At 70.5% G+C, this 23,741-nt stretch carries 24 protein-coding genes; 11 read left to right on the forward strand and 13 right to left on the reverse strand.

Annotated elements, in window-relative coordinates; translation table 11 throughout:
• Nucleotides 1–100: 100 nt before the first annotated feature.
• Genes ACFY0U_RS26515 through ACFY0U_RS26540 form a run of 6 tightly spaced genes read right to left on the reverse strand, consistent with a single transcriptional unit; the run spans nt 101 to nt 6,313 of the window.
• Entirely contained in the window at nt 101–1,000 is a 900-nt protein-coding gene (locus ACFY0U_RS26515) for an NADP-dependent oxidoreductase (protein WP_388639819.1), read from the reverse strand.
• Nucleotides 997–1,812, reverse strand: a complete 816-nt coding sequence (locus tag ACFY0U_RS26520; RefSeq protein ID WP_388639821.1) for an SDR family oxidoreductase — start codon at nt 1,810–1,812, stop codon at nt 997–999. Before ACFY0U_RS26520 ends, ACFY0U_RS26515 begins: the two co-directional genes overlap by 4 nt.
• On the reverse strand, nt 1,805–2,797 hold the full coding sequence (locus ACFY0U_RS26525; protein WP_388639823.1) for a zinc-binding dehydrogenase: 993 nt from the start codon (nt 2,795–2,797) through the stop codon (nt 1,805–1,807). The genes ACFY0U_RS26520 and ACFY0U_RS26525 overlap by 8 nt, the downstream gene beginning before the upstream one ends.
• Entirely contained in the window at nt 2,797–4,005 is a 1,209-nt protein-coding gene (locus ACFY0U_RS26530) for an MFS transporter (protein WP_388639825.1), read from the reverse strand. Before ACFY0U_RS26530 ends, ACFY0U_RS26525 begins: the two co-directional genes overlap by 1 nt.
• The gene (locus ACFY0U_RS26535; protein WP_388639827.1) at nt 4,002–5,066 is read right to left on the reverse strand and encodes a 3-oxoacyl-ACP synthase III family protein; all 1,065 of its coding nucleotides are present in this window, start codon (nt 5,064–5,066) and stop codon (nt 4,002–4,004) included. Before ACFY0U_RS26535 ends, ACFY0U_RS26530 begins: the two co-directional genes overlap by 4 nt.
• Nucleotides 5,063–6,313, reverse strand: coding sequence for a sedoheptulose 7-phosphate cyclase (locus tag ACFY0U_RS26540; RefSeq protein WP_388639829.1), 1,251 nt, complete (start codon nt 6,311–6,313; stop codon nt 5,063–5,065). The genes ACFY0U_RS26535 and ACFY0U_RS26540 overlap by 4 nt, the downstream gene beginning before the upstream one ends.
• 250 nt (nt 6,314–6,563) lie before the next feature.
• Here ACFY0U_RS26540 and ACFY0U_RS26545 point away from each other — a divergent pair, with 250 nt between their 5' ends.
• A complete protein-coding gene (locus tag ACFY0U_RS26545) occupies nt 6,564–7,175 on the forward strand; it encodes a TetR/AcrR family transcriptional regulator (RefSeq protein WP_388639831.1) in 612 nt (203 codons plus the stop codon).
• Nucleotides 7,176–7,442: 267 nt separating this feature from the next.
• Nucleotides 7,443–8,300, forward strand: a complete 858-nt coding sequence (locus ACFY0U_RS26550) for a hypothetical protein (protein WP_388639833.1) — start codon at nt 7,443–7,445, stop codon at nt 8,298–8,300.
• Nucleotides 8,301–8,574: 274 nt separating this feature from the next.
• On the opposite strand, the gene ACFY0U_RS26555 is transcribed toward ACFY0U_RS26550, so the two are convergent.
• On the reverse strand, nt 8,575–9,564 hold the full coding sequence (locus ACFY0U_RS26555) for a LacI family DNA-binding transcriptional regulator (protein ID WP_388640313.1): 990 nt from the start codon (nt 9,562–9,564) through the stop codon (nt 8,575–8,577).
• 320 nt (nt 9,565–9,884) lie between these two features.
• On the opposite strand from ACFY0U_RS26555, the gene ACFY0U_RS26560 reads away from it, so the two are divergent.
• The 5 genes from ACFY0U_RS26560 (at nt 9,885) to ACFY0U_RS26580 (ending at nt 17,460) form a co-directional block, all read left to right on the forward strand.
• Nucleotides 9,885–10,811 carry a carbohydrate ABC transporter permease gene (locus tag ACFY0U_RS26560; protein ID WP_388639835.1) on the forward strand — a complete coding sequence of 309 codons (927 nt, stop codon included), beginning with the start codon at nt 9,885–9,887 and terminating at the stop codon, nt 10,809–10,811.
• 4 nt (nt 10,812–10,815) lie between these two features.
• Entirely contained in the window at nt 10,816–11,754 is a 939-nt protein-coding gene (locus ACFY0U_RS26565) for a carbohydrate ABC transporter permease (RefSeq protein ID WP_388639837.1), read from the forward strand.
• A 92-nt stretch (nt 11,755–11,846) separates the two neighbouring features.
• Nucleotides 11,847–13,184: an ABC transporter substrate-binding protein gene (locus ACFY0U_RS26570; protein WP_388639839.1), complete on the forward strand. Its 1,338-nt coding sequence runs from the start codon at nt 11,847–11,849 to the stop codon at nt 13,182–13,184.
• A gap of 77 nt (nt 13,185–13,261) precedes the next feature.
• Nucleotides 13,262–15,301, forward strand: a complete 2,040-nt coding sequence (locus ACFY0U_RS26575) for a beta-galactosidase (RefSeq protein ID WP_388639841.1) — start codon at nt 13,262–13,264, stop codon at nt 15,299–15,301.
• A gap of 119 nt (nt 15,302–15,420) precedes the next feature.
• Nucleotides 15,421–17,460: a glycoside hydrolase gene (locus ACFY0U_RS26580; protein WP_388639843.1), complete on the forward strand. Its 2,040-nt coding sequence runs from the start codon at nt 15,421–15,423 to the stop codon at nt 17,458–17,460.
• Nucleotides 17,461–17,548: 88 nt separating this feature from the next.
• On the opposite strand, the gene ACFY0U_RS26585 is transcribed toward ACFY0U_RS26580, so the two are convergent.
• The 3 genes from ACFY0U_RS26585 to ACFY0U_RS26595 all read right to left on the reverse strand — a co-directional run bounded on the left by ACFY0U_RS26585 (nt 17,549) and on the right by ACFY0U_RS26595 (nt 18,972).
• Nucleotides 17,549–17,920, reverse strand: a complete 372-nt coding sequence (locus ACFY0U_RS26585) for an STAS domain-containing protein (RefSeq protein ID WP_388639845.1) — start codon at nt 17,918–17,920, stop codon at nt 17,549–17,551.
• A gap of 204 nt (nt 17,921–18,124) precedes the next feature.
• Nucleotides 18,125–18,352 carry a hypothetical protein gene (locus ACFY0U_RS26590; protein WP_388639847.1) on the reverse strand — a complete coding sequence of 76 codons (228 nt, stop codon included), beginning with the start codon at nt 18,350–18,352 and terminating at the stop codon, nt 18,125–18,127.
• Between the two features lie 5 nt (nt 18,353–18,357).
• Complete coding sequence (locus ACFY0U_RS26595; RefSeq protein ID WP_388639849.1) at nt 18,358–18,972, reverse strand: DUF5994 family protein; 615 nt, start codon at nt 18,970–18,972, stop codon at nt 18,358–18,360.
• A 274-nt stretch (nt 18,973–19,246) separates the two neighbouring features.
• Here ACFY0U_RS26595 and ACFY0U_RS26600 point away from each other — a divergent pair, with 274 nt between their 5' ends.
• On the forward strand, nt 19,247–19,396 hold the full coding sequence (locus ACFY0U_RS26600) for a hypothetical protein (protein WP_388639851.1): 150 nt from the start codon (nt 19,247–19,249) through the stop codon (nt 19,394–19,396).
• On the opposite strand, the gene ACFY0U_RS26605 is transcribed toward ACFY0U_RS26600, so the two are convergent.
• Nucleotides 19,387–19,785, reverse strand: coding sequence for a DUF5994 family protein (locus ACFY0U_RS26605; protein WP_388639853.1), 399 nt, complete (start codon nt 19,783–19,785; stop codon nt 19,387–19,389). The genes ACFY0U_RS26600 and ACFY0U_RS26605 overlap by 10 nt on opposite strands.
• A 43-nt stretch (nt 19,786–19,828) precedes the next feature.
• Complete coding sequence (locus tag ACFY0U_RS26610) at nt 19,829–20,827, reverse strand: acyl-CoA desaturase (RefSeq protein ID WP_388639855.1); 999 nt, start codon at nt 20,825–20,827, stop codon at nt 19,829–19,831.
• Between the two features lie 294 nt (nt 20,828–21,121).
• On the opposite strand from ACFY0U_RS26610, the gene ACFY0U_RS26615 reads away from it, so the two are divergent.
• From ACFY0U_RS26615 to ACFY0U_RS26625, 3 genes are all read left to right on the forward strand, one after another.
• Nucleotides 21,122–21,466 carry a hypothetical protein gene (locus ACFY0U_RS26615; protein ID WP_388639857.1) on the forward strand — a complete coding sequence of 115 codons (345 nt, stop codon included), beginning with the start codon at nt 21,122–21,124 and terminating at the stop codon, nt 21,464–21,466.
• A 132-nt stretch (nt 21,467–21,598) separates the two neighbouring features.
• Nucleotides 21,599–22,078 carry a DUF5994 family protein gene (locus ACFY0U_RS26620; RefSeq protein WP_388639858.1) on the forward strand — a complete coding sequence of 160 codons (480 nt, stop codon included), beginning with the start codon at nt 21,599–21,601 and terminating at the stop codon, nt 22,076–22,078.
• 149 nt (nt 22,079–22,227) lie between these two features.
• Nucleotides 22,228–22,644: an ATP-binding protein gene (locus ACFY0U_RS26625; RefSeq protein ID WP_388639860.1), complete on the forward strand. Its 417-nt coding sequence runs from the start codon at nt 22,228–22,230 to the stop codon at nt 22,642–22,644.
• A gap of 123 nt (nt 22,645–22,767) precedes the next feature.
• On the opposite strand, the gene ACFY0U_RS26630 is transcribed toward ACFY0U_RS26625, so the two are convergent.
• A complete protein-coding gene (locus ACFY0U_RS26630) occupies nt 22,768–23,703 on the reverse strand; it encodes an alpha/beta hydrolase family protein (protein ID WP_388639862.1) in 936 nt (311 codons plus the stop codon).
• Nucleotides 23,704–23,741 lie beyond the last annotated feature (38 nt).

Genomic DNA, 23,741 nt, shown 5'->3' on the forward strand with positions numbered 1-23,741 from the left:
GGCCCGAGTCCGAGACGGGCCCGAGTCCGAGCCGGTACCGCGACCTGGACCATGTGCGCATCCGTGATCGGGTGCGCCGCCGGCCTCCGGCGCGGCTGGGTCACGGCAGGAGCAGGACCTTGCCGCGCAGTCCGCCCGCGCTGAAGTCGTGATGGGCGCGCGCGGCGTCGGCGAGCGGGTAGCGGCGGCCGGTAGGCACGGTGAGGCGGCCGGCGGTGACCAGATCGCTCAGGGTCTGGAGCTGGTCGCCGTTCTCGTCGACGTAGCTCTTGCCGGGAGTGATGCCGCGCTCGGGCGCGGGCTGGGGGTTGTCGTCGATGGCGACGAACTGGCCGCCGTCGGCGACCGCCCGGATCGCGGCGGCCACGCCCGCGGTGTCGACGACGGCGGTGTGGGTGGCGTCGGGGAGATCCGCGGCCCGGGTGTGGACGGTGCCGACGCCGAGGTCGCGCAGGGCTTCGGTGTCGCCGGTCCGGGCCAGGGCGTCGACCGGGTGTCCGGCGGCGAGCAGCAACTGGACGGCGATCCGGCCGACCGCGCCGGCGGCGCCGGTGACGAGCACCGGTGCGCCGGGCGGCAGGGTGAGCTTGGCCAGGGTCTGGACGGCGGTGAGTCCGGCGAGCGGGAGCGCGGCGGCCTCCTCCAGCGGCACTTCGGCCGGGGCGTGTGCGAAGAGGCGTGCGTCGGCGGTGACCTGTTCGGCATAGGTGCCGTAGCGGTGGGCCGGCTGGGCGATCATGCCGATGACCCGCTCGCCCACGGCGAACCGGGTGACCTCGCCGCCGGCCTCGGTGACCACGCCGGAGACGTCCCAGCCGGGCACGGACGGGTAGGTCAGGTTCAGGCTGAGGAAGCCGGAGCGGGTCTTGAGGTCGACCGGGTTCACGGCGGCCGCGGTGACGGCGACGCGGATGTCCAGCGGTCCGAGGGGCAGTTCGGGCACCTCGTCGAGGGCCAGGACGTCCGGGTCGCCGGTGCGGTGGAAGGTGATGGCTTTCATGCCGGCGAGTTCTCCTTCGGGGCAACGGTGGTGAAGGCGTGGCGGGCGTTGGCCTCCGCCGCGGTGAGGGCGAGTCCGCCGTCGGCGAGGACCGAGGCACCGGTGACATAGCCGGCGTGGGGCCCGGCGAGATGGGCGATGAGCGAGGCGATCTCCTCGGCTCCGGCCGGGCGTCCGAGCGGGATGTCGGGGCGGGAGATCTCCCGGTAGGTGTCCTCGTCGTGGACGCCGTTCATGGCGGTGGCGGTCTCACCGGGGGCAACCGAGTTGACCCTGATGCCGTACCGGCCGAACTCCAGGGCGAGCACCTTGGTGATCATGCCGAGGGCGGCCTTGCTGGCGCAGTAGAGGGCGCCGCCGGTGATGGGGACGGTCTCGTGGACGGAGGTGACGTTGATGATGCTGCCCCGGACGCCGCCTCGGATCATGTGGTGGCCCACCGCGGAGGCGAGCGTCATGGGGGCGAGGGTGTTGATCGCGAACACCTCGTCGGCCCGCTTCAGTTCCAGGGCGTCGGCGGCGCTGCGGTCGTTGATGCCGGCGTTGTTGACCAGGCAGTCGATCCGCCCGGCCCGCTCGACGGCGGCCATGCAGCTGTCGACCGCGGCCTCCGGATCGCGCAGATCGGCCCGGACCGGAACGCACTCGGCGCCGGTGGTGCGCTCCAGTTCATCGGCGACCTGGCGGACCCGGTCCTCGCCGGTGGCGTAGCAGAGCAGCAGCCGGTGGCCGGGGCGGGCGAGCGCCCGGGCGGTGGCCCGGCCGATGCCGCTGCTGGCGCCGGTGATCAGGGTGGTGCGCAGGTCAGGCAAGGCTCAGCACCACCTTGGGCCGGGTCCGGCCGTCCTGGAGCACGTCGAAGGCGCGGGCGACCTCGGCGAGCGGTATCACCTGGTCGACGAGTCCGGCGCCGAGTTCGTCGACGAGCGCGACGGCGCGGGCGTAGTGGTCGACGCCGTGGCGGACTCCGGCGACGCGCAGGGCGTCCAGGGTGATCCGGGCGGCGTCGACGGTCTCGGGCTGTGCGGGGACGCCGACCAGAAGGCACTGCCCGCCGGGTCGCAGCCGGTCGAGCGCGGCGTTGAGGGTGCCGGGGGCGCCGGAGCACTCCAGGACGAGGTCGTAGCCGGTGGGGGCGTCCGCGGTGCGGGTGACGCGGTTGCGGTAACTGCCGGGCGGGAGGTGGCCGACGGTGCCGGGTTCGGCGATGTCGACGGTCACCGGGTAGCGGGCGAGGACGGCGGCGGCGAGGCTGCCCATGGTGCCCGCGCCGACGACCAGGACCTGGTCCCCGGGCCGCAGGTCGGCCGCGCGGACCGCCTCCAGGACGGTCACCAGGGGTTCGACCAGGACGTGTTCCGGGCGCGGCTGCTCCGTACCGGGGCCGAAGGGGACCAGGGCGTGACGGGGCATCACCAGGTACTCGGCGGCGGCGCCCGTCCAGCCGTACAGACCGACCTCGCGCAGTTCGGTGCACAGGTTGCGATGTCCGGCGGCGCAGGAACGGCAGGACTGGCAGGGAATCATCGTGGAACCGGTGACCACCTCGCCCCGGCGCAGTCCCGTGACGCCGGAGCCGAACTCCTCGACGGTGCCCGCCCATTCGTGGCCGAAGCGGTGCGGGAAGACGGCCCGTCCGTCGGCGAGGTAGGGGGAGGTGCCGTGCAGGAGCTCCAGGTCACTGCCGCACAGACCGACGTAGGCGATCTTCACCAGGACCTCGCCGGGCCCGGCGGTCGGGCGGGCGGTCTCCACGAGGGTCGCGGTGTGCGGTTTGTCGATGACGGCGGCCCGCATCAACGGCCCTCACCTGCCGTCCGGGTGCGGCGGGTGCCCAGCACGAGGGCGAGCACGGCTGCCAGGGCCAGACCGGCGCCGACCGCGGGCAGTGTGGCCAGCGACGCGCCCAGCGAGAGGGTGGCCGAACCGATCCAGGCGCCGGCGGCGTTGGCGAGCTGGAAGCCCGCGATGTTGACCGTGGCCGCGAGGTTAGGTGCCTCACTCGCCGCGCTGATCAGCTTGGAAGCCAGCGGCGGGATGATCGAGAAGCCCGCGGCGCCCAGGACGAAGAGCCAGGGTGCGGTGAACCAGGTGCTGGAGCCGAAGAGCGCCAGCAGGCCGAGTGCGACGGTGAGAGCGCCGAGCGCGACGAGCAGGGTGCGGTCGATGGAGCGGTCGGCGAAGTGTCCGCCGAGCTGGTTGCCGGCCACCGAGCCGATGCCGAACACGAAGAGCAGCAGGGTGACGTGGCCGGACGAGAAGCCGGTGTAGTCACGCAGGTAGGGCGCGATGTAGGTGAAGACGACGAACAGGGCGGCCTGGCTGAGCGCGGTGAGGGTGAGCGCCGCCCATACCGCGGGGCGGGTGAAGACGGTGAGTTCGGCGGAGATGGACCCGGCCGGGCGGGCGGGGGCGCGCCGGGTGACGGCCACCAGTCCGACGGTGACCAGGGTCTGGAAGACCGCGACCACCACGAAGGAGGTCCGCCAGCCGAACTCGCCGCCGATCAGGGTGCCGAGCGGCACGCCGAGCACGGTGGCCAGGTTCAGTCCGAGGGAGACGCGGGCGATCACCCGGCCCTGGAACTCCGGTGGCACCAGCGAGGTGGCGAGGACCAGGCACAGGGCGAAGAAGGTGGCGTGCGGCAGTGCGGTGACGATCCGAAAGACGACCAGGAGCGCGAAGCTGTTGGCCAGTGCCGTGCCGAGGGTGCCGATGACGAAGACCGCCATGGAGCCGATGATCAGGGCGGTGCGCGGCACGCGGGTGGTGACGATGGTGAGCAGCGGACCGCCGATCATCACGGTGACCGCGTAGACGGTCACCAGGAGGCCGGCGGTGGCGTCGGACACGTTCACGTCGCCCGCGATGTCCGGCAGGACGCCGGCCACGAGGTATTCGACGGTGCCGACGCCGAAGACGGCGAGCAGCATCCATAAGACGGCGGCGTTGGTGCCCGTCGCCGGTACGGGCGTTGGGGTCTCGGTGCTGGTGGTGGCGGTCAACGGACGCTCCCCTTCTTCTCGTTGGTCTCGATGGTGTGGGCGGGTGCGCCGGTGTACTCCACGACGGCGCAGCCCCAGGTGAATCCGACGCCTATGCCGGTCAGCAGCAGCCGGTCGCCCGGGGTGAGGGCGCCGGAGCGGCGCAGCAGGTCGAGGCCTACGACCGGGTCGGCGGCGCCGGTGTGCCCGATCTCCCAGCCGCGTTCGGCCAGCGTCTGAGCGGCGTCGATCTTCAGCGGGCCGAAGCACTGCTTGCGCAGCAGGACCTTGCCGAAGTTCGGCACCAGCCAGTGGGCGATGTCGGAGTGGGCGGTGCCGGCGTCGGCGAGCGCGGTCTCGGCGCAGCGTGACAGCGCGGCGGTGTTGCGGGTCCAGAACTCCTCGGTGCCGCGGGTCTCGGCGAACGCGGCGACCCGCTGGCGCAGGTCGATGGGGGCACCGGAGCCGTAGTACGGCATCGCCATCGAGTCGTTGCCGCGGTGCATGCGCTCCAGCAGCGGGTCGCTGACCACGGAGGTGGACAGGACCCGGAAGGGGCCGCCGTCGTGACCGAGCACCAGGGCGCCCGCGCCGTCGCCGTAGACCAGTCCGCTGTCGGAGGACCAGCGGTCGAAGAGCGGCAGCTGCCAGGCGTCGGAGGCGGTGACCATGCCCTTGCCGGAGCCCGCGCACCAGCGGCCGACGAGTTCCATACCGACGACGGCGCCCGCGCAGGCGGTGCGTATCTCGATCGGTACGCATTCCTCTATGCCGAGCTCGCTCTGGAGGTAGGAGCCGCAGTTCCAGCCCTCCAGGCCGTTGTGCAGCACCACCGCATGGACCAGGACATCGATGTCAGCGGGGTCGGTGCCGGCGTCCACGAGCGCGGCGCGTCCGGCGGCCGCCGCCATCTCGGGGGCGCTCTCGCCGCGCTCGGGGCGGGCCACGGCGGCCGACACCTGTCCGGTCTTGCGGTGTTCGACCTGGCTGTACCGTCCCGCGGCCACCATCTCGGCGGCGAACTCACGCTCTTCGGGCAGATAGGAGCCGAAGCCCTCGATGTAGAGGCTCTCCCACTTCACGCTGCCTCACCTGCCCCGACGAGTCCGGCGGCCGGGTCGAAGTTCTGCCCGGTCCGTCGTCGTGCGGTGTCGAGTTCCTTGAGCGCGGTGTCCAGTTCCTCGGGGGTGACGTCGTTTACGAAACGGTGGTGGCCGATGCCGACCGGCAGCGGCAGCCGCTGCTGTCCGTCGCGGTGGCGCACGGTGTCGGCGAGCGCTCCGTCCAGGATTCCCGGACGGCCCAGGACCTCGGTCCACAGCGGCAGCCCCAGTCGGTCCATCAGCGTCAGGACGCGCTGGGACTGGTGCTCGGTGACATCGCCGCGCATCCGCCCCATCACGGTGGTGAGCGCCATGTCGACGGCGACCGCCTCACCGTGCAGCAGCTCCGGCAGCGCCTCCATCTCGATGGTGGGGCTGAAGGTGTGCCCGTAGTCGACGCACCGTTCCAGGCACTGTTCCCACAGATTGGGCTGGAGTTCTTCCAGCATCAGGTGGATGGCCTCGGAGACGACCCGGCGGGCCGCCGTCTCCAGGGCGGGAGTGCTGCCCTGGAAGCGGTCCTCGATCAGCAGCGGTCCGAAGTCCTCGAGCAGATCGAAGAGTTCGGCCGACTTGATCAGCGCCATCTTCAGGATCTCGGCCAGCCCGTTGGAGAGGTGGCGCGCATCCAGGGTGCTCAGGAAGGAGCGGTCCACGAAGGTCGCCACGGCCGGCGCGTAGGTGCCGAGCCGGTTCTTGCCCTGGCCGTAGTTGACCCCGGTCTTCACACCGACTCCGGCGTCGACCAGGCCCACCAGGGTGGTGGGTATGCGTATGTAGGGGGTGCCGCGCCGGTACAGGCTGGCGGCGAGTCCGACGACGTCGAGGAGGACCCCGCCGCCGATGGCGATCACCGGTTCGCGCCTGCGGTCGATGCCGAAGTCGTTCATCGCGTCGACCACGTCCGTCACCAGGCTCCACCGCTTGACGCTCTCGTCGGCGCGGACGGGAAGGAGGGTGACCTCGATGCCGTGATGGCCGAAGTAGCGGGTGATGCGCTCCCCGTGGAGTTCCTGGACGGTGGAGTCGATCACGACGAGACGGCGGTCGCCGGGTCGCAGAGCGGCGTCCGCACAGCCCGATAACAGCAGGGTGCTGTCGGTGTCGAACAGACCGGACGCCTCGACGACGTGGTACCGGACCTGTTTGACGGCTTCCACGGTCCAGGTCGGGGAGGCGGAGTGACGACGGGTCAGGCCGTCGGTGTAAGACGCACTGTTGTGCATGTGGAGTCCTCACGCTGTGCAGGCATGATGCGTCGTGGGCGGCGACCGCACTGTCGCCGCGCCTCGCTGCGCATGAAGGGTGCGGCGAGGAACCACGCCTGTTCGGCGTACCGGTTCCCCCACCGGCTCGGCGACACTATCATTCGTTTATCGATCGCTACATGAATAACGGATCACACCGGCGTGACGCCGCGCTTCGGCCCGCGCCCGCGAGAGAGCACGCTCACCGACGACGACGTGGGAGCACCTGATGGCAGGCGTACGCGGCCAGGGCCGCAAGTTCGATCTCGAGGACGCTCTGGAGAAGGCCATGCTCGCCTTCTGGCGGCACGGTTACGACGGTGCCTCCGTCGCCACGCTCACCCGGGAGATGGGGATCAATCCCCCCAGTCTCTATGCGGCCTTCGGCAGCAAGGAGGGCCTCTTCTTCGCCGCCGTCGAGTTCTACAACAACGGCAGAGGCAGCTTCATGCAGCGCGCCTTCGACGAGGAGCACCGCTCCCCCGCGCTGATCCGGCGTCTGCTGTTCGAGGCGGCCGACACCTACACCCTCACCGACGGCCCGGGCGGCTGTCTGATCATCGGCTCCGCCACGCGGGTCTCCGACGCCGCCCAGGAAGTCGCAGACCGCCTCCGCGACCTCCGCAACGCCAACATCGACCGCCTGGAGGACCACGTCCGCGCCGACATCGACGCGGGCACCCTCCCGGCCCGCACCGACGCCCGCGCGGTCGCCGAGTTCACCGGCGTGATCGTCCAGGGCATGTCCCACCGGGCCCGCGACGGCGCGACGACCGAGGCGCTACGGGAGGTCGCGGGGACCGCGTGGGAGTCGGTCCGGGTGCTGCTGGGCGAGACGTAAGGAATCAAGGGGCATCGCTCGCCGCAACGCTCCCGCGCACACCCGGATCTCCACGTTCCGTTTCCTTCTCCGAAAAGACCCCGGAATATGAGGTGCCCACCCTCGCACTCCATGCACGCGGAACAATGTCCGAAGGACGGGCCAGAAGCACCGCGAACCGGCCAACACCCCTTCCCCTTGGGCGTATTGGGCCAGCTCAGGGGCACTCACGCCGCAAGCCGACAGCACATCGGAGGAAGTCGGCCAACGTGAGGAGAGAGGGCATTCATGCGGAGCAGAGGAGTGAAGGCGTCCGCGCTGGGGACAGCCGTCATCATGGGGAGCGTCGCCCTGACGGCCTGTGGGGACAGCGATGCGAAGGACGACAGGCCCGCGGCGACGGCGAGCGCGAGCGGCGGCGCGCAGGAGCAGGGCACGGCTGCCGTGCGCAGCGCCTACGACAAGACCGCCGAGGCCGAGACGGCGAAGATGACAGTCAAGGTGAAGGCATCGGCGGACGGCCGGTCGATCACGTCCGCCGGCCGCGGGGCCATCGACCTCGAGGACGGCGACAGCACCATGACCGTCACCGCCGAGGGCCAGACCATCGAACAGCGCGTGGTCGACCAGGTGCTCTACCAGGAAGCCCCTGACCAGCAGAAGTCCGGCGGCAAGCCCTGGCTGAAGATCGACCTGAAGAAGGTCGCGGAACAGCAGGGCACGGACCCCGCGCAGATCGGCGATCCGGCCCAGTCCGCCGCCTACGCCAAGGCAATCACCGACGACGACGTCTCCAAGGTCGGCACCGAGAAGATCGACGGCACGGACACCGACCGGTACAAGGTCTCGGTCGACGTATCGCGGCTGCCCGGCGGCTCGCAGCTGCGCGAGCAGATCGGCCCGACGCTGCCCATGCAGATCTGGCTCGACGACCAGGGCCGCATCCGCCGCCAGCAGATCGACATGACCGTCAAGGCACCGGCCTCCGCCAAGCCGGACGCGAGCTCCGCGCCCCAACAGGTCAAGCTCAGCACGCTGATGGAGTACTCCGACTTCGGCACCGAGGTCGAAGCCGAGGCTCCCCCGGCCACACAGGTGACCGACATGACCGACCAGGCGCTGCGGGACGGTCGGAAGAAGAGCTGACCCCGCGTGGGCCCGGCCGAACACCGCCGGGCCCGCGGACCCGGGCCGTCCTCGGACAGAGGTTCCGTCGACGCTTGCCGCGAGCCGACGGCAAGGATCCGCACCGTCGGTGAGTGCCGCCGGCCCCGGTGTGGCGACACGACGATCCGGAACGACCCAGTGAACCCGGCGCCCGGACGGAGACCGTGGCTCCGCCGTGTGGTCCCCGCCAGGACGACGGCACGGCACGCCTGCAATGCCTGCAACGGCAGCGAGCGGCACTCTACGGCTCAGCTCAGCGCCCTGCGGGTGGCGCCGCGCTGTCCCGGACGATCAGACGCGTCGGCACCAGCGTCGTGCCGTGGGTCGGGTCGTCGTGGCGCATCTTGCGCAGGACCGCCTGGACGCAGAGGCGGCCGACCTCGGCGAAGTCCTGGTGGACGGTGGTGAGGGGCGGCAGGAAGGACGACGCCTCGGCGATGTCGTCGAAGCCGATGACGCTGACGTCCTCGGGGACGCGTCGGCCGCGTTCGTGCAGGGCGCGCAGCAGACCCAGGGCCATCTGGTCGTTGGCCGTGAAGACCGCCGTGCAGTCTTCGCGCGCGGCCAGCTCCAGACCCGCCCGGTAGCCGGACTCCGCCGACCAGTCGCCGCGTACCAGGGGCGGGATCCGGCGGCCCGCGTCGGTGAGCGTGGCCTGCCAGGCGTCGGTACGGCGCTGGGCGGCGTAGGAGCCCTCGGGACCCGCGAGGTGCCAGACCGTGTCGTGGCCGAGTTCGAGAAGGTGCTGGACGGCCGCTCGGCTGCCGCCGACCTGGTCGGTGTCGACGACCGTGTACCGCTCCCCCGCGTCGGAGTCGGCGACGACCACCTGGACGCGGGGCGGCATGTTGATGGTGGCCGCGTCCAGAAGGTGCACCTCCATGATGACGATCACCGCGTCGACGGCGAGTTCCTCCAGGCGGGAGAAGGCGCCGCGCACCTCGTCCTGGGTGGGGACGGCGACCGGCAGCAGGGTCACCGCGTATCCCTCGGCCGCCGCGGCGGTGGCGATCGCCTCCAGGGTGCGGACGTTGCCGGTCGTGGAGAGGGAGAAGGTGATGACGCCCAGCGTGCGGAACTCGCCGCGCTTCAGGGCACGTGCGGCGCTGTTGGGGCGGTAGCCCAACTCCCGCATGGCGGCGAGGACCTGACGGCGTGTCTCCTCGTTGACGCCCGCGTAACCGTTCGACACCCGCGAGACGGTCTGGGACGACACCCCGGCCAGCCGCGCCACGTCGGCCATCGAGGCCGAGGGGCGGACCGGTCCCGGTGAGCGCCGTCCGCCGGTCACCGCAGGTGCGGCCGCCTGCGTCGGCGTGTCGTGTGTCGCGTCCATTTTCTACCCCCTGCCTCTCCTTGCATCGCTTTGATCACGATCCCCCAGGGAGACCCTTGACCGGTGTCAGCGGAGGAGTGTAGACATGCCGCCATCGGATGTTTACGTAAACATAACAGCTCAGGTCTCTTTTTTTGCTGCTGGATGTTTGCGTAAACATCACGGCCGCGCCACATGGGGAAATCCGCGGGGCGCGGGTTCCATGAGTGGACGAGCGAGGAACGATCATGACAACGCTGCAACCGCCGGCCGCCGCCGAGCCGCGCCCGGCACCGCCTCCGGCGACACGGGACCGACGCTCCTGGACGGGGTGGGGGTTCATCGGTCCGTTCGTGGCGGTCTTCGCGCTCGTCTTCCTCGCGCCGATCGCGTACTCGATCTATCTGAGTCTCTTCCGCAACCAGCTGATCGGCGGCAACCAGTTCGTCGGCCTGGACAACTACACACAGGCCCTCAAGGACGACCAGTTCTGGTCGGCCGTCGGCCGGGTCGGGCTCTTCCTCGCGATCCAGGTGCCGATCATGCTGGGCATCGCCCTGCTGGTGGCACTGGCCCTGGACAGCGGCCGGCTCTACGGCAAGAGCTTCTTCCGGATCACGATCTTCCTGCCGTACGCCGTGCCCGCCGTGGTCGCCACCCTGATGTGGGGCTTCATGTACGGCACCAAGTACGGCCTGGTGGGCGACATCAACGAGACGTTCGGCGTCACGCTGCCCAACCTGCTCTCCCCCGACTGGGTGCTGGCCTCCATCGGCAACATCGTGACGTGGGAGTTCGTCGGCTACAACATGCTGATCTTCTACTCGGCGCTGCGGGTCATCCCCAACTCGCTGTACGAGGCGGCGGAGATCGACGGTGCCGGCCAGTGGCGGGTGATCTCCTCGATCAAGCTGCCCGCGATCCGGGGCGCGATCGTCATCGCCACGATCTTCTCGATCATCGGCAGCTTCCAGCTCTTCAACGAGCCGAGCATCCTGCGCCCGCTGGCGCCCAACGCCATCACCACCGACTACACGCCGAACTTCTACACGTACTCGCTGTCCTTCGCCGGCCAGCAGCACAACTACTCCGCGACGGTCGCCATCATCATGGGCCTGCTCACGATGGTGGTCGCCTACGTCGTGCAGCTGCGCGGCATGCGCAAGGGAGCGTGACCCGATGAGCACCTCTGCCACCACCGCCTCCCCCGCCAAGAGCAGCAGCAGGAGCAGCAGCCCGCCCCGGCTGCGGACCCCGCGCAAGCACGCCCCGGACAAGCCGCGGCGCAGTGTGCTGATGACGGTGCTGATGGCCCTGATGGTCCTCTACACCGTGGTGCCGCTGATCTGGCTGGTCATCAACTCCACCAAGACCCAGGCGGGTCTGGGCGACTCCAACGGACTGTGGTTCGCCCACGACTTCGCCCTGTGGGACAACATCCGGGACACCTTCACCTACCACGACGGCATCTTCGGCCGCTGGCTGCTCAACACCCTGCTGTACGTGGTGCTCGGCGCGGGCGGCGCGACACTGCTCGCGGTACTGGGCGGGTACGCGCTGGCGAAGTTCGACTTCCCCGGCAAGCGCGCGATCTTCGCGGTCGTCATCGGCGCGGTGGCCGTGCCGGGTACGGCGCTGGCGGTGCCGACCTTCCTGATGTTCAGCAAGATGGGGCTCACCGACACCCCGTGGGCGGTGATCATCCCGTCGCTGGTGTCGCCGTTCGGCCTCTATCTGATGTGGGTGTTCGCCGCCGAGGCGATCCCCACCGAACTGCTGGAAGCGGCCCGGATGGACGGGGCGAGCGAGGTGCGGACCTTCTTCCAGGTCGCGCTGCCGCTGCTGGCCCCCGGGATCGTGACCGTGCTGCTGTTCACCACGGTCGCCACCTGGAACAACTACTTCCTCCCGCTGATCATGCTCAAGGACCCCGACTGGTACCCGCTGACCCTGGGCCTGAGCGCCTGGAGCAGCCAGGCGCAGACCATCGGCGGTGACGTCATCTTCAACCTGGTGATCACGGGCTCCCTGCTCACGATCATCCCGCTGATCGCCGCCTTCCTGTTCCTCCAGAAGTACTGGCAGTCCGGCCTCGCCGCCGGAAGCGTCAAGGAGTGACACAGGAGGCGCCCACCAACCCCCCAATGGAGCACCACCCGCACCACCCCCACCCTCACCTGTCCCACCCACGAAGAAGTGGAAGCACCTCCATGCGCAGAACAACGAGCCGCATCCTGCGCGGCATCGCCCTCGTCTCCGCCCTCGCCCTCGGCGCCACCGCCTGCGGCAGCTCGGACGACGACTCCGACACGAAGGCCGTCTCCGCGGCCGACATCAAGGCGGCCCTGGAAAAGGGCGGCGACATCACGGTCTGGGCCTGGGAGCCCACCCTGAAGACCGTGGCCGCCGACTTCCAGAAGAAGTACCCGAAGGTCAAGGTCAACCTGGTCAGCGAGCGCTCCGGCGACAAGCACTACACCGCGCTGTCCAACGCGATCTCGGCCGGCAAGGGCGTCCCGGACGTCGCCCAGGTCGAGTACTTCGCGCTCGGCCAGTACTCCCTGACCAAGGGTCTGACCGACCTGGCCCCCTACGGCGCCGACAAGCTCGCCTCGAAGTACACGGCCGGTCCGTGGAACGCGGTCAGCGACGGCGACAAGGTCTACGGCCTGCCGATGGACTCGGGCCCGATGGCGCTGTTCTACAACAAGAAGGTCTTCGACAAGTACAAGATCGCCGTCCCGACCACCTGGGACGAGTACCTGGACGCGGCCCGCAAGCTCCACAAGGCCGACCCGAAGGCGTACATAGCCAACGACACCGGTGACGCGGGCTTCACCACCTCCATGCTGTGGCAGGCCGGTTCGCGCCCCTACAAGGTCGACGGCACCAAGGTCGCCATCAACTTCGACGACGCCGGCGCCAAGAAGTTCGAGACCGTCTGGCAGAAGCTGATCGACGAGAAGCTCCTCGCCCCGGTCACCGGCTGGACCGACGACTGGTACAAGGGCCTCGGCGACGGCACCATCGCCACCCTGGCCACCGGCGCCTGGATGCCCGCCAACTTCACCACCGGCGTCCCCGGCGCCAAGGGCCAGTGGCGTGCCGCGGCGATGCCCGCCTGGACCAAGGGCGACAAGGCGAGCGCCGAGAACGGCGGCTCCTCGCTGGCCGTCCCGGCACTCGCCAAGAACAAGGAGCTGGCGTACGCCTTCACCGAGTACGCCAACGCCGGTGACGGTGTCGCCACCCGGGTCTCCGAGGGCGCCTTCCCCGCCACCAAGGCGGAGCTGGAGTCGGCCGACTTCCAGAGCAAGAAGTTCGACTACTTCGACGGCCAGGAAGCCAACAAGATCTTCGCCGAGTCCGCCGCGAACGTGGCGAGCGACTGGTCGTACCTGCCCTACCAGCCGTACGCGAACTCGATCTTCAACGACACGGTCGGCAAGGCGTACGTCTCCGGCACCACGCTGGCGGAGGGCCTGAAGGCCTGGCAGGACGCGTCCGGGAAGTACGGCGAGGAGCAGGGCTTCACCGTCGAGAAGTAACCCGCACCACAGCTCGAACGCCGGGCGGCGCGGCACCTCGCCGCGCCGCCCCGCGCATCACCTTCGGAAGGACCGCCATGATCTCCACCCTCCACTCCCGCAGAAGCGGGGCGGACGGTGACCCCACCCCGCGTCTCGCCTTCGGCGCCGACTACAACCCCGAGCAGTGGCCCCGGGAGGTGTGGGAGGAGGACGTCCGGCTGATGCGGGAGGCCGGTGTCACCGTCGTCTCGGTGGCGATCTTCTCCTGGGCACGCCTGCAGCCGACCCGAGACGAGTGGGACTTCGGCTGGCTCGACGAGGTCATGGACCTGCTGCACGCCGGCGGCATAGGCGTCGACCTGGCGACCGCCACCGCCTCCCCGCCGCCGTGGCTGACCACGGCCCACCCGGAGATCCTCCCGGTCACCGCGACCGGCGAGACCCTGTGGCCGGGCGCCCGCCAGCACTGGCGGCCCACCTCCCCCGTCTTCCGCGAGCACGCCCTGCGCCTGGTGCGCGAGATGGCGACCCGCTACGCCGACCATCCGGCGCTGGTCGCCTGGCACGTCTCCAACGAGCTGGGCTGCCACAACGTCTACGACTTCTCCGACGACGCGGCCCGCGCCTTCCGCGACTGGCTGCGCGCCCGCTACGGCACGCTGGAGGCCCTCAACCACGCCTGGGGCACGGCGTTCTGGTCGCAGCGCTACAGCGACTGGCAGCAGATCCTGCCCCCGCGCCTGGCGGCCTCGCACCCCAACCCGACCCAGCAGCTGGACTTCAAGCGCTTCTCCTCCGACGCCCTGAAGGACTACCTGCGCGCGGAGCGGGACCTCCTCAAGGAGATCACCCCGGACGTCCCGGTCACCACCAACTTCATGGTGATGGGCGAGACGAAGGGCATGAACTACGCGGACTGGGCCGAGGAGATCGACTTCGTCTCCAACGACCACTACGTCCACCCCGGCCCGCAGTCCCGCGACGAACTGTCCTTCTCCGCGAACCTCACCAGCGGCATCGCGGGCGGCCGGCCCTGGTTCCTGATGGAGCACTCCACCAGCGCCGTCAACTGGCAGCCGGTGAACGTGGCGAAGCGGCCCGGCGAGCTGGCCCGGGACTCGCTGCTGCATGTGGCGCACGGCGCGGACGCCGTCTGCTACTTCCAGTGGCGGCAGTCGGCGGCCGGCGCCGAGAAGTACCACTCGGCGATGGTCCCGCACGCCGGCGCCGACAGCGAGCTGTTCCGCGCGGTCGCCGAACTCGGCGCCACCCTCAAGACCCTGGCCCCGGTGGCCGGTTCGGCCCGGGAGAGCGCGAAGGTCGGGATCGTCTTCGACTGGGACTCCTGGTGGGCGAGCGAGCAGGACTCCCACCCCACCTCCCTGCTCAACTACCGCCAGGAAGGCCTGGACTGGTACTCGGCGCTCCTCGCCCTCGGCGTACGCGCCGACCTGATCACCACCAGGAGCGACTTCGCGCGCTACGACGTGCTCATCGCGCCCGTCCTGCACGTGATCCCGGCGGAGCTCGCCAAGGAGCTGACCCGCTACGCCGAGCAGGGCGGCCACCTGGTCACGACCTACTTCTCCGGCGTCGTCGACCAGAACGACCACGTCTGGCTCGGCGGCTACCCCGGCGCCCTGCGCGAGCTGCTCGGCATCCGCGTCGAGGAGTTCGGCCCGCTGCTCGCCGAGGAGTCGGTGGCCCTGGACGACGGCTCGACCGGCACCCTGTGGACCGACCGCATCACCCTGGCCGACGAGCGGACCGAGGTTCTCGCCCGCTACGACTCCGGCAACCAGGCCGGACGCCCCGCCGTGACCCGGCGGACGACCGGCGCCGGTTCCGCGTCGTACGTCTCCACGCGCCTCGGCGTCCCGGGGCTCACCGCGCTGCTGCCGCGTCTCCTGGAGCCGGCCGGTGTGGAGAGCGAACTCCCGGCCGAGGCGCGCGGACGGGTCGAACTCGTCGTCCGCCAGGGCGCTGAGTCACGGTTCCTGTTCCTGGTGAACCGGACCGACGACACGGTGGCGCTGCCCGGGTTCACCGGCGACGTGCTGTACGGCACGGCCGCCGACGACGGGCTCGTCCTGGGACCGCGCGAGGTCGCCGTGGTGCGCCGGCCGCTGGTCTGACCCGCTCCACCCTCTGTCTCCCCGGGCGGCACATGGCCCGCCCGGGGGCACCCCCCTTCCCGTACCACCGGCGGGAGGGACCACCGCAGCGTTTCCACCTATGAAGCTGGGAGCACACGATGGCAGGACCCACCCGCAGCAGACGGCTCCTCGGGGCCGCGTCGATGACCGCGCTGGCGACCGGAGCGGCACTGCTGTCCGTCCCCGCGCCGCTCGCGCAGGCCGACACGGTCACCGCGTCGGTCACCGTCCAGCCCGATCCGTCGTACAAGCAGGACAAGTTCGAGGGCTGGGGCACCAGTCTGGTCTGGTTCGCCAACGCCACCGGCGACTATCCCAAGGAGATCCGCGAGAAGCTCGCCGATCTGCTCTTCGGTGACGACGGTCTGGCGCTGAACATCGCGCGCTACAACATCGGCGGCGGCAACGCCCCCGACGTGAAGGACTACCTGCGCGCCGGTGGCGCCGTCGAGGGCTGGTGGAAGGCGCCGGAGGGCACGACCCGCACCGACACCGACTGGTGGAGCGCCGAGGACGCCGCCGACTGGAACGACAAGGCGGACGCCACCCAGCGCTGGTGGGTCGATCACATCAAGAAGGACATCACCCACTGGGAGACGTTCTCGAACTCCCCGCCGTGGTTCATGACCGAGAGCGGCTATGTCTCGGGCGGGTTCAACGCCAACGCCGAGCAGCTGAAGGAGAGTTCGGTCGACGACTTCGCCGCCTACGTCGCCGGGGTGACGAAGCGGCTGGAGAAGTCCGAGGGCATCGAGGTCGACACGGTCGACCCGTTCAACGAGCCGAACACCGGCTACTGGGGCACCCGTCTGGACGCGAACGGCGAGCCGGTGGGCGGCCGTCAGGAGGGTGCGCACATCGGGCCCGCCATGCAGGAGAAGGTGCTGGCCGCGCTGGCGCCGGCGCTGAAGAAGGCCAAGGTCAAGGCCGAGATATCGGCGATGGACGAGACCAACCCCGGTCTGTTCGCGACCAACTGGAACTCCTACTCCCAGGCATCCAAGGACCTCGTCGGCCAGATGAACGTCCACACCTACGGCACCGGTCAGCGCACCACGGTCCGTGACCTGGCCAAGGCGGCCGACAAGCCGCTGTGGATGAGCGAGGTCGAGGGCGACTGGGGCGACGGGCAGAGCTTCACCGACATGCGCCCGGGCCTCGGCCTGGCGCAGCAGATGGTGAACGATCTGCGCGAACTGGAGCCCAGGGCCTGGGTGTTCTGGCAGCCGGTCGAGGACTACGACAACATGAAGCCGGGCGGCGAGTCCGCCAAGGGCGGCAACTGGGGCTCCATCCAGCTCCCGTTCAGCTGCACGTCGGCCGACACCCTCAAGTCCTGCCCGATCTACACGAACACGAAGTTCGACACGGCCCGCAACTTCACGCACTTCATCAAGCCCGGCGACCGCCTGGTCAAGGTGGACGACACCTCCAGCGCCGCCGCGGTGACGAAGGACGGCAAGGGCGCCTCGCTGGTCCACGTCAACTCCACGACCGCGCCGCGCGCGGTGACGATCGACCTGTCGAAGTTCGGGAAGATCAAGCGTGACGCGACCGTCACCCCCACCGTCACCGACGCCGCCGGCAAGCTGGTGAAGCAGGCCCCGGTCCAGGTCGTCGACGGCAGGGCGACGTTCACCGTCCCCGCGCAGTCCGTGACCTCGTTCGCCGTCAAGGGCGTCTCCGGTGTCGCGAAGGACGCGAGCCTGTTCAGCAAGGGCGAGTCCTACACCCTGACCGGTGTGCAGAGCGGCAAGGCGGTGACCGTCGGCGCGAACGGCACGAACCTGGTCATCAACTCGGCGAACGGCACGGTCGCGCAGGAGTGGCGACTGGAGGCGAAGTACGGCAAGAAGGGCAGCAACCGTGCCCGCTACGTCTTCGCCAACCCGGCCGAGGGCAAGGTGCTCGCCGTACGGGACAACGTGCCGGTGATCGAGGCCGACACGGGTGAGCGGGATCCGGCGACGGAGTGGATCCTGTCGACCACGGGCGACGGCACGTGGACGCTGGTGAACCAGGCGACCGGGCGGTTGCTGGAGGTCGGCGGCCAGGCGACGAACGAGGGCGCGGCCGTCACGACGTGGCAGGCCAACTCCGGTTCCAACCAGCGCTGGCGGATCACCGAGGTCAGCTGATCAGCGGGTGAGTTGACCAGACACGAACAGTTCACGAAGACGCTCGGCCGGGGTTTCCCGGCCGAGCGTCCTGCGTGGTCGGCCTCAGTCACAGCGCACTGCCCGCGGCGGCCGGAACCCACCGTGACGGTGGTCGAGCGGCGTGGTGCTCGTGGAGCAGGAAACCGGCGCCGGTGATCTCGATCATGCGCGCCAGGACCGGTGGCGGATAGTGCAGTCGTAGGGTCGCGCCGGCCTCGGTGGCGAGCCGGGAGGCCGCGAGGAAGGCGTTGAGACCGCTCACGTCGCAGAAGGTGACCGCGGTGAGATCGACGTCGACGGTACGGATGCCGTCCGACACGCACGCGGCCAGTGCGGTGCGTACGAGCGGGGCGGTGGCCAGGTCGATCTCTCCCGCGAGGGTGATCAGGGCGCGGGTGTCGCGGTCGTGCCGGTAGACGTTCAGCTGGGGAAGGCGCATGGCTCCTCCGTCGGGAGTCCCTGTTCGGACAGCGCCACGCGGCAGGGCGGAGCCCGTTCCTGGGGGGCGATTCGGAGGCACGGGACGGACGAAGACCCCGGCCTGTCCTGTGCGGTGCGGCCGGGGTCACGGGCTGCGGACTGCGCTGTCGATACGGCCCGTCAGTTCAGTGACGGGCCGCGGGAACCTGACACGACGATGAGCTCACTCCGTTCCCTTGCGCGTACGACGGCGCCATCCGGCGCCTCCCGCTCCCGCCCGGCCACGGGTCCTCCGCGGAACGGACGAGGCCGGCCCCGGCAGGGGTGTCCCGGAGCGGCCGTAGTGGAAGGACGAGATGCGGTCGCCGTGCTGCGAGTTGACCATGCGGATGAGGAGCACCCCGATGACGATCATCGCCACGACCACGGCCACGGACACGAACATCTCCATCGTCCTCACCACCCAGCCGGCTGGTGCGGCAGCCCGGCGGTGACCGTCGGGATCCGTGGACGCGCGGTGGGATCGCGGGGCTCGTGGCCCCCTTCGGAGTCCCAGGCCGCTTCCTCGGCCCGGTCCGTCTCGTACACCGTCCGCAGACCCGCGGCCTGTTCCATCAACCGGCTCGCGGTCGAGGTGCCCAGCGGGTCGCTGGCGGCGGCCATCAGCCAGGCGGCCGAGACGGCAGGCGTCTGGGGCGGAACCACCAGGAGGTTCCAGCGGCCCATGCGGTACGAGAGCAGCAGCAGTTCGTGCGGGTCCTGCTCGTTGAGGAACCAGCCCACTTTCACCACATGCCCGGCGACGGGCACCTTGCGGGGGACGGCGGGCCAGTGGGTGGGGTTCACCGTGACCCGGGTGATCCGCCCCCACAACGGGTCCAGTACCGCGGTCAAGGAGGGGAGCTCCGCCCCGAGATCGCGGCAGCGGGGCCACCAGGCGCCGTCCAGCAGAGCCGGTGCCGAACCGGCGGGAGCCAGCGACAGACGGAGCGAGGACGAGGAAGCCGAGGAGGACGAAGAGAACCGGTCAGTGGCTTCGTGTGTCGGCGAGGAGTGGATGGTCGCAGTCATGACGCGGACCCTGCCCCGGGCCGGCTGCGACCGGCCCGGCATAATCAATCGCCGAAAACGACACGGGCGTGGAAGCCGGTGCGCGAAATATCCTCGGTAATTTCAGTCTACTCCCCGTTCGGCCCGATTGGTCCTGGCCGGTCCGCCCGGCCCTTCCGGGGAGTAGCGTGAAGTCATCGGGAGCACTTCGCGCACCGGCCTCGATGCCGGTGCCGTTCCCGACGAGCGACGACACCGGGTGCCTGTGTTCGCGCAGGGCCCGGAGACAGAGGCGGTGAGCGCCATGGTCACCGCCCTGGCCGTCAGTGTGCTGCTGATCCTCGTCGTCACCGCGACACGCGTGTTCCAGCGGCTCGAGGCGGTGCACGCCTCACGTACCGCCCGGCGCGGTCGGGCGGTACGCAAGGGCTCGCGTCACGCGTGACCGGCGACTGCGGCCGCCATGAGCGGTTCCGCGACCGCCTCGCTCGTGTCGGGAGGCACCACCAGCAGGTCCCAGCGCCCCCGGCCGGGGGCGAGCAGGACGATGGTGTGCGGGGCGGACGCCGTGAGGGACCTGCGCAGTCGTACGACCTGGTTGAAGACCAGCATCCGGCCCGGCACCGCGGACCACTCCGCTCCGTTGACCGTGGCGCTCGTGATGTGCCCCCACGCGCTGGGCAACCCGGCGAGCAGCTGGGGCAGTTCGGAGATCAGGTCGTACGAACGAGGCCACCACGCTCCGTCGATGGGCCGGGGCATACCGCCGCCAGGTGCCAGGCGCAGGCGCAGGACCGGAACCGAGGGAAGCGGGGGTTGCAGTGCGGTGGTCATTCGGATCTCCTGCCAACTGCCTTGCGCGGGCTGGTGGTTGAGGTCAGGCGCGGCAGGCGGCGACGCGCTCGGGGCTCGGCCAGCGCACGTCGTGCACCCAGCCGAGCCGTTCGAAGAGGCGGATGACGGCGGCCGACGGGTCGATCTGGCCGCGGTCGACGCCGTGGCGGGCGCTGGTGGGATCGGCGTGATGGAGGTTGTGCCAGCTCTCGCCGAACGAGAGCAGGGCCAGCGGCCACAGGTTGGTGGCCCGGTCGTGGCGCCGGGTGCGGAACGGACGCTCACCGATCATGTGGCAGAGGGAGTTGACGCTCCAGGTGACGTGATGGAGCAGGGCTATGCGGACGAGTCCCGCCCACAGCAGGGCCGTCAGCGCGTGCACCCAGGTCCCGCCGATGAGCCAGCCGGCACCGAACGGCAGGGCGAGGGTGAGGAGGCACAGCCACGGGAAGGCGCGGGAGACGGCACGGATGTCCGGGTCGGCCAGGAGGTCGGGGGCGTAACGCTCCGGCGGCGTATGGTCGTTGCGGAACAGCCAGCCGACGTGCGCGTGCAGCATCCCCCGCAACTGGCCGCGCAGATGCGTGCCGTAGCGGTACGGGGAGTGCGGGTCGCCGGGCCGGTCGGTGAAGGCGTGGTGGCGGCGGTGAGTGGCGACCCAGCCGATGACATCGCCCTGGAAACTCATCGAACCGGCCACCGCGAGGGCGATCCGTACGGGCCGGATCGCGCGGTAGCCGCCGTGTGTGAGTCCGCGGTGGAAACCGACCGTCACACCGAGACCGGTGATCGTGTAGAGGACGAACGCGAGGACGATGTCCGCGGGATGGATGAGACTCCCCCACAGCAGCCACCCGGCCAGGCCGAGCGCGACGAACGGCAGGATGACGATCAACGCCGTCACCGAGACGTAGAGCCGCTCCCCGCCCTCGCGGGCGGGCGCCGGGCCGTCCGGCGGGAAGGGGGACCTACCGTCGTAGCCCTGGGGCGGGACGGTGTCAGGCGGGGCCGTAGGGACAGACGTGGTGGGGCTGGGCGACATGAAGGGGCTCCTTGACCTCTGCGAAGGCCGCTGGGATGGAGGTGCGGCCGGGGTCACGGGCTGCCCCTGATGGGCGGGTGACGTGCTGGGGACGACCTGTCGGGTAGGCACGAAACACCCTTGTCATCCCCAAGGTACCCCCTTTGTGAACGGAAATGCCCTGCCCGCACCCGTCGGCGGCCTCCGCCGGGGCGCGCCCGCGCCGGCACCGCGTTGACACGAACCCTCGCCGGACGTTGACTGGCAGCACGGCGCAGGCGGTGCCCCGACACAACGGAAGCGGTACACACGACGATGTACGACCAGACACGCGCCCAACAGCCCGCGGACCAGCCCCCGGGCCGCTCCGGCCGCCGCGCCACGGGCCCGGAGCCCCTGATTCCCCCGGACGGGCGGGAGGAGATCGTCCGGCGTCTCGGACACGCCCTCAACACCTTCGCGGACACCCCGCGCGAGGCGCTCGACGAGGCCGAGGCCGCCTTCGACGAGGCCACCGCTCAGTTCGTCAAGGCTCTGTCGGAACAACGGCAGGCCCTGCGTGCCGACTGGCAGAACCGGGATCCGGAGACGGACTCCACCGAACTGCGCCTCGCGCTGAGGCAGTACCGGGAGATGACCCAGCGGTTGCTGCGCGCGTAGTCGACGACCCGTCGCGGCGGAGTAGCGTGGGGAGGACCGGGAGTTCTTCGTACGTCGGCCCCCGTCGGCGTCGTTCTCGGCGCACCACGACACCGGGCGGCCACACGGCTGCCCGGGGACAGGGACCGCGACATGAACGCGCCCACCGGTCAACGCGCCTCGCCCGACCGGGAACATGACACCCCGCTCCCGACCGCCCGGCTCACCCTGCGTCCTCCGACCTTTCCGCCCGGCCCGGTGAGCGGCGCCTGGTGGCCCCGTTCCGACGATCTGCCGTCCGAACTGCCCGCTCTCGTCGAGGTGTTCGACACCTCGCGGGGGCGTGTCACACGGCTGACCGCACACCGTGACACCTGGCATCGGGCACCGCGTGACCTGCCCGTCGGCGGTCACACGGTGAAGGCGGCCTGGCTCACGTCCGGGTTCGACGCGCACACGATCCGGCTCTTCTCCTACGGCGTCGGCCGCTGGGACCTGCTGGTCGTCCCGCCCGGCACCGAGGCGGCCGCGGCCGCCCGGCTGATGGCGGCGGCCGCCGATCCCGCGCTGCACCTCACCGCGAGCGCGCTCCTTGAGGACGAGGACGCCGATCCCTCGGCACGGGTCGCCTGATCCGAGCCGAAGTGCTCCGACTCACCAGTTCCCGATTGGCGATCACCCGCACCGGGCATCACGCAGGGACAGGCCCGGCCGGGCAGGACATGCGCGGCCCGGCAAGCGGCCACGGGGGCCGGTCGTCCAAGGAGGGGAAGTGATCCGCCATGCGTACGCGTCGGCGTACCCATCGGCGTTCCGTTCGAGTCGAGTACCTGCTGCCGGACCAGGCCGAATCGGCGGGCAGGGCGCGGAGGTTGACCGCGAGGTTCCTCGCCCGGCCCGGCCTCGGGGTGACGGGGCTCGACGCTCCACACATCGATGACGCGACGCTCGTCGTCTCCGAGCTGGTCACCAATGCCACCCGGCACGGCGGCGCCTGCCGTCTGTGTCTCCAGGTCTCCGACACCCGGGTGACCGTCGAGGTCTACGACGCCAGCCCCGGCCGGCCACGCGTGCGACCGCTGACGACCTGGGGCGAGAGCGGACGAGGTCTCGCCATGGTGCGGTCCCTGTCGGAGCGCCTCGACGTGGATCCGGTCGGCGGGGGTGGTAACAGGGTGCGCGCGGTGCTGTCCCTCTGAGCCCGTCCGGACGCTGGGCAGGTCGGGTCCTCGGAGTCTGACCACGCCGTGGCCGCCGCGCGGTCGACAGGGACCGTGCGGCGGCGGTCTCACGACCGGGCGGTGAACCCGGCGTTGCAGGTGTCAGGAAGTGTGCGGGCAGTTGCCGCGGGACTCGGCGATCGTGAGGCTGACGGCCGGCAACGGGCACAGGAACTGCTCGTAGCGGGTGTCGTTGTCGATGAACCGCTTGAGCCAGGAAATGCTGTACTTCGCGATCGTGGTGTCGGACGTGTTCGGGGTGAAGTGGGTCGCGCCCCGCAGTTCGAGGTAGGCGCGGTCGGTGGTGGAGGGCAGGCTCGCGTAGAACGGCTCGGAGTGCGTGGCCACGGGCGCGATGGTGTCCCCGTCGGCGCCGACGACGAGGGTGGGAGTCGTGATCTCCGGCCAGCTCTTGTCCAGGTTCCACCCGGTCAGCGGGATGGCGGCCTGGAGCGAGCGGCGGGACTTGGCCGCTTCCAGGGTGCCGCCGCCGCCCATGGAGTGGCCCATCACTCCCAGGCGCCCGGCGTCGACGCGTCCGCGGACCGAGCTGCGTTCCACCAGGTAGTCCAGTGCGGCCAGCAACTGTGTGCCCCGGCTGGCCGGTTGGTCGGAGGTGGTCAGGGTGTCGATCGTGAAGACGACGAAGCCCTGGGAGGCGAGTCGCGGGCCGAGCCAGGCGATCGAGGACTGGTAGGCGGTGAACCCCGGTGCCACCGCGACCGCTCCGAACGTGCCGTCGGCGGTGCTCGTCGGGTAGTAGACCGTGCCGCCGCCGAAGCCGCTCACAGCCAGTCGCGACACACTGGTCTCCGAGACGGCGTAGGGGCCCCGGAGGGCCTCGATGCTCGCCGTGGTGGGCGCGGGGCCCCGCTCGTACGGGTTCTCGGCGGCCTGGGCCCCACCGGTCAGCGAGGTCAGCAGTCCGATGAGCGCGGCGGCCGTGGCGAGGCCGGAGGCGAGACGCCCGAAACGGCGGCGCCGGTGTCGAGGGTGGGGGGTGCGCACGGGACGAGAGGTCTCTGGGTCGTCACTCATGGCGGCTCCTTCGAAGACATGACACGAGTCATCCAGCG

This window comes from Streptomyces sp. NPDC001536, from assembly GCF_042894505.1.
GTDB lineage: Bacteria > Actinomycetota > Actinomycetes > Streptomycetales > Streptomycetaceae > Streptomyces.

Coding starts and splice junctions, on each gene's coding strand:
- ACFY0U_RS26515 (WP_388639819.1), bottom strand. CDS start 1,000: ATGAAAGCCATCACCTTCCACCGCACCGGCGACCCGGACGTCCTGGCC.
- ACFY0U_RS26525 (WP_388639823.1), bottom strand. CDS start 2,797: ATGCGGGCCGCCGTCATCGACAAACCGCACACCGCGACCCTCGTGGAG.
- ACFY0U_RS26540 (WP_388639829.1), bottom strand. CDS start 6,313: ATGCACAACAGTGCGTCTTACACCGACGGCCTGACCCGTCGTCACTCC.
- ACFY0U_RS26545 (WP_388639831.1), top strand. CDS start 6,564: ATGGCAGGCGTACGCGGCCAGGGCCGCAAGTTCGATCTCGAGGACGCT.
- ACFY0U_RS26550 (WP_388639833.1), top strand. CDS start 7,443: ATGCGGAGCAGAGGAGTGAAGGCGTCCGCGCTGGGGACAGCCGTCATC.
- ACFY0U_RS26555 (WP_388640313.1), bottom strand. CDS start 9,564: ATGGCCGACGTGGCGCGGCTGGCCGGGGTGTCGTCCCAGACCGTCTCG.
- ACFY0U_RS26560 (WP_388639835.1), top strand. CDS start 9,885: ATGACAACGCTGCAACCGCCGGCCGCCGCCGAGCCGCGCCCGGCACCG.
- ACFY0U_RS26565 (WP_388639837.1), top strand. CDS start 10,816: ATGAGCACCTCTGCCACCACCGCCTCCCCCGCCAAGAGCAGCAGCAGG.
- ACFY0U_RS26570 (WP_388639839.1), top strand. CDS start 11,847: ATGCGCAGAACAACGAGCCGCATCCTGCGCGGCATCGCCCTCGTCTCC.
- ACFY0U_RS26575 (WP_388639841.1), top strand. CDS start 13,262: ATGATCTCCACCCTCCACTCCCGCAGAAGCGGGGCGGACGGTGACCCC.
- ACFY0U_RS26580 (WP_388639843.1), top strand. CDS start 15,421: ATGGCAGGACCCACCCGCAGCAGACGGCTCCTCGGGGCCGCGTCGATG.
- ACFY0U_RS26585 (WP_388639845.1), bottom strand. CDS start 17,920: ATGCGCCTTCCCCAGCTGAACGTCTACCGGCACGACCGCGACACCCGC.
- ACFY0U_RS26590 (WP_388639847.1), bottom strand. CDS start 18,352: ATGGAGATGTTCGTGTCCGTGGCCGTGGTCGTGGCGATGATCGTCATC.
- ACFY0U_RS26595 (WP_388639849.1), bottom strand. CDS start 18,972: ATGACTGCGACCATCCACTCCTCGCCGACACACGAAGCCACTGACCGG.
- ACFY0U_RS26605 (WP_388639853.1), bottom strand. CDS start 19,785: ATGACCACCGCACTGCAACCCCCGCTTCCCTCGGTTCCGGTCCTGCGC.
- ACFY0U_RS26610 (WP_388639855.1), bottom strand. CDS start 20,827: ATGTCGCCCAGCCCCACCACGTCTGTCCCTACGGCCCCGCCTGACACC.
- ACFY0U_RS26615 (WP_388639857.1), top strand. CDS start 21,122: ATGTACGACCAGACACGCGCCCAACAGCCCGCGGACCAGCCCCCGGGC.
- ACFY0U_RS26620 (WP_388639858.1), top strand. CDS start 21,599: ATGAACGCGCCCACCGGTCAACGCGCCTCGCCCGACCGGGAACATGAC.
- ACFY0U_RS26625 (WP_388639860.1), top strand. CDS start 22,228: ATGCGTACGCGTCGGCGTACCCATCGGCGTTCCGTTCGAGTCGAGTAC.
- ACFY0U_RS26630 (WP_388639862.1), bottom strand. CDS start 23,703: ATGAGTGACGACCCAGAGACCTCTCGTCCCGTGCGCACCCCCCACCCT.